Origin of the sequence: Plantactinospora sp. BB1 (assembly GCF_003030385.1) — a bacterium.
Taxonomy (GTDB): domain Bacteria; phylum Actinomycetota; class Actinomycetes; order Mycobacteriales; family Micromonosporaceae; genus Plantactinospora.
On the sequence record NZ_CP028159.1, the window covers coordinates 2,650,359 to 2,663,243 of the forward strand.

The window sequence follows — 12,885 nt, forward strand, 5'->3', positions numbered from 1 at the left end:
TCAGTCGTCGGCTCCGGCCCGGCCGGGGTCCGCCGGCAGCCCGAGATCACCGGGAAGCAGCGCGCCGACCCAGGCGTCGACCCGGTTGCCCCGGTGGTTGAGGGCGTGCCGCGCGGTGCCCTCGAAGGTGAAGCCGGCCTTCTCCGCTACCCGGCGCGAGGCGGTGTTGCCCGTGTTGGCCCGCCACTCGATCCGGGCCAGGTTCAGGGCGGTGAAGCCCCAGACGCAGACGGCCGCGACCGCCGCCGGGCAGTAGCCCCGGCCGCGTGTCCACGGCGAGACGACGAAACCCAGGTCGGCGACGAGCGGATCGCTCGGGGAGATCCGCAGCTCCACCACCCCGGCGTACCGGTCGGACTCGTCGACGATGGCGAAGACCGCGCCGGTACCCCGCCGCCACACCGTCGGGCCGTGCTCGTGCACGAAGAACTCCGCGTCCGAGCGCTGGTACGGGTCGGGCACGGTGGTCCAGCGGATGCTCTCGGGGTCGCGGCAGGTCCGCACGATCGCGTCCAGGTCGGGCTCGTGCAGGGGGCGGAGCCGCAGCTCCGTACCGTCGGCGGGCCGGGCGAAGAGCACCGGTTGCGGCGCGGCGAAGACGGCGGTCCGGCGGGCCTCGAGCGAGCCCTTGCCGGCCGGGCCGTCGGTCGATTCCGTGCCGTCCGGGTCGGCGGCGGCCAGGTCGTCCGGCAGCAGCGAGCCGACCCAGCCGTCCCGGACGCCGTGCGGGTGCGGGTCGGCGAGCCGGAGCCGCCCGTCGACCTGGAAGCCGGCCCGGAGCGCGACCAGCCGGGAGGCGTGGTTGCCGACCTCGGCCTGCCAGACGATCCGGCGCAGCCCCAACTCCGCGAAGGCCCATCGGCACACCGCCCGGGTGGCCCGGACCGCCACCGCCCGGCCCCGGGCCCAGGGGGCGGTCCAGTAGCCGACCTCTCCGGAGCGGAGCACCGGGTCGATGCTGATCAGCCCGCAGGAACCGAGCAACTCGCCGGTGGCCGCGTCGCGGACCACGAAGGGCGCTCCGGACCCCGTCGACCAGGCCCGCGGAGCCCGCTTGGTGACGAAGTCGATCGCGTCCTCCAGCCGGTACGGGCTCGGCACGGCGGTCCAGCGCTGGATGGCCGGATCCTGGCACGCCCGGTGTACGTCCTCGACGTCCTCGGCCCGCCAGGGCCGGAGCAGCAGCCCCGCCTCGACGATCTCGACCCCGTCCGGCCTGCTGTTCTGGTTCATCGGGCCATCGTGCCGGAGGGTTCGCCCTGGGCGTAACCGGATTTACCGGCCCTCAAGGCTACTATCGGACAGAATGTCCGGTTCGCTGAACGGGAGGGGCGGCGCGACTGACGATCGGGCCGGTGATGCGCCTACGATGGTTCGGCAGACTGTCTAGGGGAGCGTTGATCCGTGTCGATTCTGGAAAAGGTCCTACGCGCGGGCGAGGGGCGCATGGTGCGCCGCCTCAAGGCGATCGCCAACGCCGTCAACTCGATCGAGGACGACTACGTCAACCTCACCGACGAGGAGCTGCGGGCGCTCACCGACCAGTTCCGGGAGCGGCTGGCCGACGGCGAGACCCTCGACGACCTGCTGCCCGAGGCGTTCGCCACGGTGCGCGAGGCGGCGTCGCGGGTGCTCGGCCAGCGGCACTACGACGTGCAGATCATGGGCGGCGCGGCCCTGCACTTCGGCAACATCGCCGAGATGAAGACCGGTGAGGGCAAGACCCTGACCTCGGTGCTGCCGGCCTATCTCAACGCGCTCTCCGGCAAGGGCGTGCACATCGTCACGGTGAACGACTACCTCGCCGAGCGGGACGCGGCCTGGATGGGGCGGGTGCACGAGTTCCTCGGCCTGACCGTCGGGGTGATCCTGCCGAACCGGCCGGCCGCCGAGCACCGGGCCGCGTACGAGGCCGACATCACCTACGGCACCAACAACGAGTTCGGGTTCGACTACCTCCGGGACAACATGGCCTGGAGCAAGGAGGACCTGGTCCAGCGCGGGCACAACTTCGCGATCGTCGACGAGGTCGACTCGATCCTGATCGACGAGGCCCGGACCCCGCTGATCATCTCCGGCCCGGCCGAGCACTCCGCCCGGTGGTACTCGGAGTTCGCCGGGGTGGTGGCCCGGCTCCAGCCCGGCAAGGACGGCGAGGGCGACTACGAGGTCGACTACGCCAAGCGGACCATCGCGGTGACCGAGCGCGGCGTCGCCAAGGTGGAGGACCGGCTCGGCATCGACAACCTCTACGAGTCGGTGAACACCCCGCTGGTCGGCTACCTGAACAACGCGATCAAGGCCAAGGAGCTCTACAAGCGCGACAAGGACTACATCGTCAACGAGGGCGAGGTCCTGATCGTCGACGAGTTCACCGGCCGGATCCTGCACGGCCGCCGCTACAACGAGGGCATGCACCAGGCGATCGAGGCCAAGGAAGGCGTGGAGATCAAGCAGGAGAACCAGACTCTTGCCACGATCACCCTGCAGAACTACTTCCGGCTCTACAACAAGCTCTCCGGCATGACCGGTACGGCCCAGACCGAGGCCGGCGAGTTCAACAAGGTCTACAAGGTCGGCGTGGTCACCATCCCGACGCACCGCCCGATGGTCCGGATCGACCGGCCGGACGTGATCTACAAGACCGAGCGGGCCAAGTTCAACGCGGTCGTCGAGGACATCGCCGAGCGGCACGCCCTCGGCCAGCCGGTGCTGGTCGGCACGGTCTCGGTGGAGAACTCCGAGGTGCTCTCCCAGCTCCTGCGCCGCCGGGGCATCCCGCACGCCGTCCTGAACGCGAAGTTCCACGCCAAGGAGGCGGAGATCATCGCCCAGGCCGGGCGCAAGGGCGGGGTCACGGTGGCCACCAACATGGCCGGCCGGGGTACCGACATCCTGCTCGGCGGCAACCCGGAATACCTGGCCAACACCGAGCTGCGGCAGCGCGGCCTGGACCCGGTCGAGCACGGCGACGACTACGCCAAGGCGCTCGAAGAGATCCTTCCGCGCTGGAAGGAGGCCTGCGACGCCGAGGCCGAGGAGGTCTCCTCGGTCGGCGGCCTCTACGTGCTCGGCACCGAACGGCACGAGTCGCGGCGGATCGACAACCAGCTACGCGGTCGGTCCGGCCGGCAGGGTGACCCCGGTGAGTCCCGGTTCTACCTCTCGCTCCAGGACGAGCTGATGAAGCGGTTCCGGGCCGGCGCGGTCGAGGCCGTGATGGAGCGGTTCAACATCCCGGAGGACGTCCCCATCGAGTCCAAGATGGTGACCCGGCAGATCAAGAGCGCCCAGGCCCAGATCGAGGGCCAGAACGCCGAGATCCGCAAGAACGTCCTCAAGTACGACGAGGTGATGAACAAGCAGCGCCAGGTGGTCTACGCCGAGCGCAAGCGGGTGCTCGACGGCGAGGACCTGAACGACCAGATCAGGCACATGATCGACGACGTGGTCACCGCGTACGTCACCGGCGCGACCTCGGACGGCTACGCCGAGGACTGGGATCTCGACCAGCTCTGGGCCAGCCTCAAGCAGCTCTACCCGATCGGTGTCACCATCGACGACATCGTCGAGGAGTCCGGCGGCGAGCGGACCAGCCTGGACGCCGACTTCCTGCTCGAACAGCTCAAGCAGGACGCCTTCGCGGCGTACCAGCGGCGCGAGGAGGAACTCGGCAGCGAGGCGATGCGGCAGCTGGAGCGGATGGTGCTGCTCCAGGTCATCGACCGCAAGTGGCGCGAGCACCTCTACGAGATGGACTACCTCCAGGAGGGCATCAGCCTGCGGGCCTACGCCCAGCGTGACCCGGTGGTGGAATACCAGCGCGAGGGCTTCGACATGTTCGCCACGATGATGGACGGGATCAAGGAGGAGACGGTCGGCTTCCTCTACAACCTGGAGGTCCAGGTCGAGGAGGCGAAGCCGGCTCCGGCCGAGGCCGACGCCGGGCCGGCCCCGATGCAGGTGCCGACGGACTCGCCCGTGGAGATCCGGGCCAAGGGCCTGGGCCGGGCACCCCGGACCCAGGGTCTCCAGTACTCCGCACCGACCATCGACGGCGAGGCTCCGGCGACCGGCGGGGTGGCGGTCGAGCGTCCGCAGGCACCGGCGCTCGGCGTGGGCGGCCCGCCCCCGCCCGCGGCGTCCCGCCGGCCCGCTCAGGGCCAGACGGTCGGCGCCAACGCCCCCTCCCGGAACGCGCCCTGCCCCTGTGGGTCGGGCCGGAAGTACAAGCGCTGCCACGGAGCGCCCGGCGGCGCCTGACCGCCCGCAGGCGCCTGATCGTCCGGTGCCCCCGACCGTCGCTCGGCGGTCGGGGGCACCGCTGTCTCAGGCACGGCACCGGTGACTTGGACGGTCCGGCGGGAGGTGCGCCGGCCGGGCCCGACCGAGCGCGGCGGCCGCGGCCGGTCAGAGCAGGGCCACCGAGGTACCGACCCAGCTTCCCCGGCGCCGTTCGATCCGGAACGCCATCGCCCAGGTACGCCCGGCGACCCCGACCGCGGCGGCCGCCTCGACGACTCCGGGCCGGGGTTCACAGACCCTCAGCCGGCGCAGCCGCACGGTGCGGACCGGTTGCCCGGGCCGACGCCGACCGGAGACCCGGCTCGTGGCGGAGGCGAGTTGCGCGACCATGCCGGCCGCGTCGGTGGGGCTGGCCAGCGCGCGGACGTGCCCGGCCGGTCGGTAGCCGTTGACGATCTCCAGGCAGGTGTCCAGGAACCGCTTCGCCGCCCGCTTCGCCTCGGGGGTCGCGCCGGCCACCGCCTCCGGGACCGGTGGTGGGGTGGTCGTCCCGGCGGCACCTGGACCCTCCGAGGCGGCTGCTCGGGCGGGGTCCGGGGCCGGGCGAGCCCTGCCGGCACTGCCCTGGTGCGTCGGAGCGGCCGCCCGCAGGCCGGCCGGGTGGGGGTGCGGAACGGGCGTGCTCACCGGGGCGGTGGGTCGGGAGGAGGTCGTCGGCACGGCGAGCGGGTGACCGATCCGGCCCGGGCGCCGACTCTCGGTCGCCGCCGGCCGGAACCGTTCGACCGCGGGCGGGACGGCTCGGGGCGGTGGTGTCAGGTCGACCCAGGTCTCCGGGACACGTTCGTCGTCGAAGGGCGGATCAAGGGGCGGTACGGGGCGCAGGCGCACGGTGGGCCGGCGAGGCGGCCGGGTGCGGGCGACGGGCATTTCACTCCTTCCTTGATCTTGCGTTTGCTTTCGTTTGCCTCCGACGGGCTAATTTCTAACCGATCCACTCGCCGCCGTCAATGACTCGAATCCGATCGGCGCGTCGTCGGGTAGCTCCTTGACCCGGCCCCGGAGACAGCGGCCCGCCCGTCCTCGGGACAGCTCCGCCAGGCCCGTGCCCTCGGGTTCGCGGTACGCCGCCGGGGCACGGGGTGGGGTGGAAGGAGACGGTGGCCGAGCCGGAGTGGACGGTACCCGGACGGTCCGACACCGCCCGGGACGTGTCCGGGGCCTACTCGGGCAGGCGCTCCACCAACGGGTTGCCGGCCACCCACTCGGCGGTCTCGGCGTACTTGCGCGCGATGTACTCCTCCAGGCGGGTGCGCTCCACCCGCCACTGCCCCCGGCCGCCGATCTTGATCGCCGGCAGTTCGCCGCTGCGCACCATGTGGTAGACCTGCGAGTCCGAGACGTTCAGCTCGGCGGCGACGTCGGACAAGAGCAGGAACCTGGGTTCCACAGAGAACTCCCGGTAGTCGGTGGCTGCCTTAGTTTGCCATCGACTGCGGCCTCGTCGCCTCCACCGTCAGGTCCCGCCCGGGTAGCGGGCTGGAATAGACCACGCTGGTGGTCACCGCACCGAGCCCGGCGATCCGGCCCGCCACCTGCTCCAGGTGGCCCATCGACCGGGCGACGACCTTGAGTACGAAGCAGTCCTCCCCGGTCACGTGGTGCGCCTCCACGATCTCCGGAGTGCTGTCGAGCAGCGCGTGGAAGGGGCGGTAGTTGCCGGTCGGATAGCGGAGCCGGACGAAGGCGAGGATCTGCAGGCCGATCCGCTCCGGCACCAGCACGGCGCGGTAGCCGGCGACCACCCCGGCCTCTTCGAGTCGGCGTACCCGTTCGGTGACCGCGCTCGGCGACATCGACACCAGCCGGGCGAGCTCGGCGAAGCTGGCCCGGCCGTCCCGTTGGATTTCCGCGAGAATTCGCCAGTCGGTCGCGTCGAGTCTCGGGGAATCACCGGTCACGAGCGCACGATACCGTCGTTTTGCTGGCGGTCCCAGCCCGGCGCCGGGGAATCTGCCTTCTGACGGGGAGGCTGCGGCCGTACCGTTTCGACATGACCACGACCTCGAACCCGGTGCTGGCGGTGCCGCCGGCCGCGCCCGACCAGGCCGCCGCCTGGTTCGCCGGCAAGCTCGCGGTGCAGACGGACGTCTCCGACGTGCACGCCGCGCTCGACACCGGCGACCCCGGCTTCGCCCTGGTCGACACCCGGGACCTGGCTGCCTGGCGGCAGGGGCACATCCCCGGCGCGATCCACCTGCCCACCCGGATGATCCCGATGCGCGCCGCCCGGCTGCTCGACCCGGACGTCCCGGTGGTCACCTACTGCTGGGGGCCCGGCTGCGACGGCGCGACGAAGGCGGCCCTCGCGCTGGCCAGCCGGGGCTACCGGGTGAAGGAGATGATCGGCGGCATCGAGTACTGGATCCGGGAGGGCTTCCCGATCCGGGTCGCCGAGGCCGACCTGGTGACCCGGGCCGTCGACCCGCTGACCGCCCCGGTGCGGCCGGCGGCGGTGCCCCGCTGACCGCTCGGGTGCGGTCGGCGGCGGTGCGACCACCGTGGTCCCGGGTCCGCTGCCGCTCGGCCCGCCCCCGGTGTACTACCGTCGCGGGTGAGTGGCGCGACGCCGTGGCCCGGACCGGGCACCGTCGCGGGTGAGTGGCGCGACGCCGTGGCCCGGACCGGGCACCGTCGCGGGTCGGCGTCGAGCGGGGGAGACCTACGGTGACAGAGCAGCTCGTCCGGGTGTACGTCCCGGCCACCCTGCCGATCCTCGCCGAACTGCGCCAGGAGGGCTGGATCATGGCGGCCCAGGGGCACGCCGTCACCCCCGAACTGCGCGAGTGGTACGCCGAGGGCGACGAGGAGGAGCTGGAGTACGTCGCCTTCACCCGAGCCGCGCAGGAGGCGTTGCGGCTGCTCCGAGCCGATCCGCAGGCGCCCCGGCGGCGGGTCGTCGTCGCCGTCGATCTGCCCCCGGGGACCGTCACTCGGTCCGATCCCGAACTCGGCTCCAGCACGGTACGGCTGGGCGGGCGGATCGGCATCGGCTCGGTCGCCGCCATCCATCTGGACGGTGCCGAGGCGACGGACGACGTGGAGGCGGCGGTCGAGGTGGTCGAACAGGCCCTGGCCGGCGACCCGGACGCGCAGTTCACCGTGGACGGCGCCGAGGACCACGAACTGGAGTGGTACGACCCCTCCGAGTTGGACGCGCTCTCCGGCGCGATCGGCTGACCCCAGTCAGGACCTGCGACCCGGAGTTGCTGGCCCGGGTGCGGCGGTTCAGGGCGTTCCGGCCGCCATCCTGAGGCAGTTGAGCACGGCGCCGTCGACCGCCGCGATCTCGTCCGGGTTCGTACTCTTCTCGCCCGCCACGTACGCCTCGCGCTGCTCCACCGTCGCGTTCTCCATGTACCAGTCGGCCAGGCAGTTGATCGCCTTCTCGGAGGTACCCGCCATGCGCGGGTCGGTGCGGACCTTCGCCACCACGTCGTCCCGGTCGGGGGCGTCGTCCGCACAGCCGGCCAGGGCGAGCGCGAGCCCTGCCGCGACGAGGGTGGCGGCGGCCGTTCTGAGGATGTTGACCATGATGCCAGTCTATGTCCCGCCGCTTCGGACCGGTGGCCCCGGCCGCCCGGCGCGAGGGCGGTCGGCGCGAGGGCGGTCGGCGTGCGGCGCGTACCGGAATGCGGCGCGTACCGGAATGCGGGCTGCGCTCAGCGACCGGCCTTGGCGACCGGTTCGGGGCGCTCCGCCGGCTGGTGGTCGTCGTCCCCGTCGCTGCGCGGGCTCTCCTCGCCCTCGGCGGACGGCTCGGCGGCCTCGGCGGTCTGATCCTCGGCGGCGAGATCTTCGGCGGTCGGATCCTCGGCCGGGTCGTCGACCATCTCCGTCGGCCCGGTGCCCTCGGCACCGCCCCGGTCGGAGTCGTCGGGGCCGGACGGCGTCCCGGCCGACTCCTCGGCCGGCCGGAGCGTCCGGCCGAAGGCGATCAGCGCGGTGAGTGCGCCGACGAAGAGCACCAGCAGCAGGTGGTTGATCCGGGAGCGGCCGAGGTCGGCCTGCACGATCTGGTCGGCGTCGCTGATCGCGCCGGCCAGCCGGATCACCTCCGCCCCGGCGGTCCGGATGAGGATCTCCGTGGTGAGCAGCAGCAGACCCGGCCCGGCACCCGTGATCAGGTACGCCGGCCAGCGCAGCTGCGGCCCGGTGCCGGTGACCCGCTCGACGGCCCGTCGTCCGGCCGTCCGGAGGTAGCCGAACACCAGCAGACCGGCGGCCAGGCCGCTGGCCAGCGAGACGGTCCGGTTGAACCAGCGGTACGCGGTGAGCTGCGACACCTCGGTATCGCCGAAACCGTAGAGGTCGAGCAACGGGTCCTTGACGTAGTTCAGTGCGTAGCCGACCGCGAAGACGGCCAGCCCGGCGGCGACGATGGCGGCCACCACCAGCGTGTTGCGCAGCCCGCCGACGATGGTGCCCACCGTGGCGGCCGCCGCGACGGTGCCGGCGAGGACCATGATCGCCGAACCGTCGCCGTAGCTGAGGGTGACCACCAGCGCGGCGAGGAACCCGACGGAGACGCCGACGGCCAGCGACACGGCGAACCGGGGGGTGCTGCGCCAGATTCCGAGCCGGGTCATCAGGTTGCCCAGGACGAGGCTTACCGCGGCCCCGCCGAGCAGGCTTGCCGAGACCAGTCCGGGCAGTGCGTACGCCGTCTGGACGGTCGCCATCGAGCTGAGCCCGGCCGAGGAGATCTCGGCCCTGGCCGACCAGAGCATCGCGGCCAGCCAGCCCAGGGCCAGTACCGCGAGGACGAGCGCGCCGGGCGCCGGCACCGGGGGCGGGGCGGCCGTCACCGGCGCCTCCGGCTCGACCGGTTGGTCGGGGGCCGGGGTCGCGGTCGTGCCGGACTCGTTCGTCATCATCTCCCCTTCAGCGGATGGCCGGCGCGGTGGCGCGGCGGCGACGGGAGGCTGCGGTGGTCCGGCCCGGCCGCCGATTCCTCAGCGTACGCGGGCCGCTCGGGGCGCTGGCCCGGTGCCGGTACGGACGGACCGCACCGCATCTCTGCGACGGGTGGCGTCGACCGGCCGGCCGGTGCTGGCCGCCCCGGTGACCGGGGAGTACCCGACGGGTGGCGATCGACCGCGGCCGCCTCCACGGGCGTGCCCCGCCGAGCCGGCCGGCAGCGGCAACCATGCAAGGATTGGCGCAGGTCCCGCCCCCGTACTCCCGGCATCTCCCGGAGCACGGGGTCGAGGTGCCCGGCCCACCGGTCGGCACCAGCGGGTCCGGTTTCGCCGTCGCTGTCGAGATCGCCCAGGAGAATCCCATGGACGCCGTTCTCTCCGTACCCGAGCCGCGCAACGAGCCGGTCCGCGACTACGCGCCCGGCAGTGCCGAGCGGGCCAGCCTGCAACGCCGGCTCGCCGAGCTGGCCGCCGAACGGCTCGAACTGCCGATGACCATCGGCGGTGCGCAACGGATGGGCGCGGGTGCCGCGATCGACGTCGTAGCGCCGCACCGGCACCAGCATGTGCTGGGGGTCACCCACAACGCAACCAACGCGGATGCGCAGGCGGCGGTGACGGCCGCGAAGCAAGCCGCCCCGATGTGGCGTGATTTGTCCTTTGCAGACCGGGCCGCCGTTTTCCTCCGGGCCGCCGACCTGCTCGCCGGACCCTGGCGGGACACCCTGAACGCGGCGACGATGCTCGGCCAGTCCAAGACGGCGATCCAGGCCGAGATCGACTCCGCCTGTGAGCTGATCGACTTCCTGCGGTTCAACGTCGCCTTCGCCCGCAAGCTCCTCGCCGAGCAGCCGCTCTCGTCGAGCGGGGTGTGGAACCGGTTCGACCACCGGCCGCTGGAGGGCTTCGTCTACGCCGTCACGCCGTTCAACTTCACCGCGATCGCCGCCAACCTGCCCGCCGCGCCCGCGCTGGTCGGCAACACGGTGGTCTGGAAGCCGGCACCGACCCAGCAGCTCGCCGCGCACTACACGATGCGGCTCTTCGAGGCGGCCGGCCTGCCGCCCGGCGTGATCAACATGGTCACCGGGGACGGCATCGCGGTCTCCGAGGTGACCCTCGCCGACCCCGACCTGGCCGGCATCCACTTCACCGGGTCGACCAAGGTCTTCCAGAAGCTGTGGCAGGGCGTCGGGGAGAACATCGCGAACTACCGCGGCTACCCCCGGCTGGTCGGCGAGACCGGCGGCAAGGACTTCGTGGTCGCGCACCCGAGCGCCGACGTGGACGCGCTGCACACCGCGCTGATCCGCGGGGCGTACGAGTACCAGGGGCAGAAGTGCTCGGCCGCGTCCCGGGCGTACGTGCCCCGCTCGCTCTGGGAGGGCGGGCTGCGGGACCGGCTGGCCGCCACCGCCGACGGGCTGGCGTACGGCGACGTCGCCGACTTCACCAACTTCGGCGGTGCGGTGATCGACGCCAAGGCGTTCGCCCGGCACACCGCCGCGCTCGACATGATCGGCAGCGACTCCGCCTGCCGGGTCGTGGCCGGCGGCACCGCCGACGACTCGGTCGGCTGGTTCGTCCGGCCGACCCTCTTCGAGTGCGACGACCCGGGGCACAAGTCGTTCACCACCGAATACTTCGGGCCGATCCTCGGCGTGCACGTCTACGAGGACGCCCGCTTCTCCGAGACCGTGCGGCAGGCCGAGTCCGTCGCCCCGTACGCCCTGACCGGCTCGATCTTCGCCACCGACCGTCGGGTGGTCGACTGGGCCACCGAAACCCTGCGGTACGCGGCCGGCAACTTCTACATCAACGACAAGCCGACCGGTGCGGTGGTCGGGCAGCAGCCGTTCGGCGGTGCCCGGGCGAGCGGTACGAACGACAAGGCCGGCTCCTGGCACAACCTGGCCCGGTGGATGTCGCCGCGCACCGTGAAGGAGACCTTCGCCCCGCCGACCGACCACCGTTACCCGCACATGGGCTGACGCCCGCCCGGCCTCCCCGGTTCGTGCCAGCCCGGCCGCGCCCGGCGCGCCGCCCGATCCGATCGACCTAGCGTCACTCCCAGACAACGGAAGGTGATCGTCCGCTCCGCCGGCCGGTGCCGGTGGAGCGGACGGCGACCCGGGTCAGGGGAGGACACGTGATCAATCACGTGCTGAGCGGCCGCTACCGAATCGTCCGGGAGGTCGCCTCGGGCGCGACCGGGGTGGTCTGGCGGGCCGTGGACCTGCGCGGCGGCGAACCGGTGGCGGTCAAGACGCTGCGGCCGCGCGCCGCCGGCCGGCCGGACCTGGTGGCCGCGTTCGTCGCCGAGACGGAGCTGGTCGCCGGCCTCGACCATCCCTGCCTGGTACGGCCGCGCGACGTACTCGGGCAGGGGCCGGAGCGGGCGCTGGTGATGGAACTGGTCGAGGGGGAGGACCTGCGGCGGCGGCTGCACCGCGCCGGGCCGGTCCCACCGGCGATCGCGGCCGAGGTGTCGGCACAACTCGCCGGTGCGCTGGCCTACCTGCACGCTCGGCAGATCGTGCACGGCGACGTGAAGCCGGGCAACCTGGTGGTGCCGGCGGACGGCGGCCTGGTCCGGCTGGTCGACTTCGGCGCGGCTCGCCGGGTGGGTGCCGGACCGGCCTGGCCGAACACCCAGGCCACTCCCGAGTACGTCGCTCCGGAGGTGGTCGGCGGCGGCCCGCCCACCCCGGCCAGCGACGTCTACGCACTCGGCGTCGTGCTCTTCGAACTGGTCAGCGGGCGCAGCCCGTACCGGGGCGGGCCGCCGGCCGAGGTACTCCACCGGCACCGCACCTGCCGCCCGGTGCCGCCGCCCGGACTGCCTCCGGTGGTCTGGCAGTTCATCGAGGACTGCCTGGCGGCTGATCCGACCGACCGGCCCGACGCGGTGCGGGCCGCCGCCCGGCTGCGGGGCATGGAGCCGGCGCTGGACGGACTGACCGCGCTGCCCAGGCCCGCCCCCGACCAGGTCACCTGGTGGCCCCGGAGCGCCGGCCCGGTGACCGGGAGGGCACCGGTCGACCGCCGGCCGGACCGGCCGACGATCGTGCCGGGCAGTGGTCCGGGCGGCTCCGGAACCGCCGGGTGGATCGGGTACCCGTCACCCGCCGGTCCGGGTGGGTCCGCCCCCGCCGGACGGGGCCGGCCCGGGTCCGGTCCGGGCCGCTCCGGAACCGCCGGGCAGGGCTCGTCCGGCCCGGCCGGCGCCGAACCGCGGCCCGACCCGCCGGTGGTGCCGCGGACCGGTGGCCGCCGCAGCCGGCCTCCCGAGGCGGCCGCGCTGGTGGGCGCCGGTGCGCTCGTCGCCGTGACGTTGCTGGCCACCGTACTGACGGATGCCGGAACGGCAGACGATCGGCACCGGGGCGGGGTACCCGTCGTACCGAGTCTCGCCGGCTCGGCGCCGGAGGGTTCCGGGGCACCCGTCGGCAGCCCGCCGCCGAGCCCCGGTGCCGCCGGGCCGACCCGTACCGCCCGGGGTGTGCCGCCGGCAGAGCCCGACGTCGGGCGACGGCCTTCCGGCAAAAGCCTACATAAGCGATGAAAGTTGACTAACCTCCCCAATTGACACTTGCCCGTGACCGGCTGTACGCGCCGCCGGGACCGTGCGAGGCGGTCCGCCGGACGGCTCGGTACC

Annotated in this window: 11 protein-coding genes; 5 read left to right on the forward strand and 6 right to left on the reverse strand. The window is 73.0% G+C overall.

Features of this window, described 5'->3' with window-relative positions; all coding sequences use genetic code 11:
* Nucleotides 1-1,233 (reverse strand): GNAT family N-acetyltransferase, encoded by a 1,233-nt coding sequence (locus C6W10_RS11440; protein WP_107258047.1) that lies wholly within the window; start codon nt 1,231-1,233, stop codon nt 1-3.
* A gap of 171 nt (nt 1,234-1,404) precedes the next feature.
* On the opposite strand from C6W10_RS11440, the gene secA reads away from it, so the two are divergent.
* On the forward strand, nt 1,405-4,263 hold the full coding sequence (gene secA, locus C6W10_RS11445; RefSeq protein WP_107258048.1) for a preprotein translocase subunit SecA: 2,859 nt from the start codon (nt 1,405-1,407) through the stop codon (nt 4,261-4,263).
* A 147-nt stretch (nt 4,264-4,410) separates the two neighbouring features.
* Here the strand turns inward: secA and C6W10_RS39690 are convergent, their stop codons facing one another.
* The 3 genes from C6W10_RS39690 to C6W10_RS11460 form a co-directional block, all read right to left on the reverse strand.
* Entirely contained in the window at nt 4,411-4,764 is a 354-nt protein-coding gene (locus C6W10_RS39690) for an Rv3235 family protein (protein WP_369938254.1), read from the reverse strand.
* A gap of 703 nt (nt 4,765-5,467) precedes the next feature.
* On the reverse strand, nt 5,468-5,695 hold the full coding sequence (locus C6W10_RS11455; protein ID WP_107258049.1) for an AlpA family transcriptional regulator: 228 nt from the start codon (nt 5,693-5,695) through the stop codon (nt 5,468-5,470).
* Nucleotides 5,696-5,723: 28 nt separating this feature from the next.
* A complete protein-coding gene (locus tag C6W10_RS11460) occupies nt 5,724-6,206 on the reverse strand; it encodes an Lrp/AsnC family transcriptional regulator (RefSeq protein WP_107258050.1) in 483 nt (160 codons plus the stop codon).
* Nucleotides 6,207-6,298: 92 nt separating this feature from the next.
* On the opposite strand from C6W10_RS11460, the gene C6W10_RS11465 reads away from it, so the two are divergent.
* Complete coding sequence (locus C6W10_RS11465; protein ID WP_107258051.1) at nt 6,299-6,772, forward strand: rhodanese-like domain-containing protein; 474 nt, start codon at nt 6,299-6,301, stop codon at nt 6,770-6,772.
* 200 nt (nt 6,773-6,972) lie between these two features.
* Nucleotides 6,973-7,485: a hypothetical protein gene (locus C6W10_RS11470; RefSeq protein ID WP_107258052.1), complete on the forward strand. Its 513-nt coding sequence runs from the start codon at nt 6,973-6,975 to the stop codon at nt 7,483-7,485.
* Nucleotides 7,486-7,533: 48 nt separating this feature from the next.
* On the opposite strand, the gene C6W10_RS11475 is transcribed toward C6W10_RS11470, so the two are convergent.
* Together C6W10_RS11475 and C6W10_RS11480 are read right to left on the reverse strand one after the other, a co-directional pair.
* Entirely contained in the window at nt 7,534-7,839 is a 306-nt protein-coding gene (locus C6W10_RS11475; protein WP_107258053.1) for a hypothetical protein, read from the reverse strand.
* A gap of 128 nt (nt 7,840-7,967) precedes the next feature.
* On the reverse strand, nt 7,968-9,182 hold the full coding sequence (locus tag C6W10_RS11480; RefSeq protein ID WP_199853911.1) for a hypothetical protein: 1,215 nt from the start codon (nt 9,180-9,182) through the stop codon (nt 7,968-7,970).
* Between the two features lie 407 nt (nt 9,183-9,589).
* On the opposite strand from C6W10_RS11480, the gene pruA reads away from it, so the two are divergent.
* Complete coding sequence (gene pruA / locus C6W10_RS11485; protein WP_107263863.1) at nt 9,590-11,218, forward strand: L-glutamate gamma-semialdehyde dehydrogenase; 1,629 nt, start codon at nt 9,590-9,592, stop codon at nt 11,216-11,218.
* A 158-nt stretch (nt 11,219-11,376) separates the two neighbouring features.
* Nucleotides 11,377-12,792, forward strand: coding sequence for a serine/threonine-protein kinase (locus C6W10_RS11490; protein ID WP_159104544.1), 1,416 nt, complete (start codon nt 11,377-11,379; stop codon nt 12,790-12,792).
* Nucleotides 12,793-12,885 lie beyond the last annotated feature (93 nt).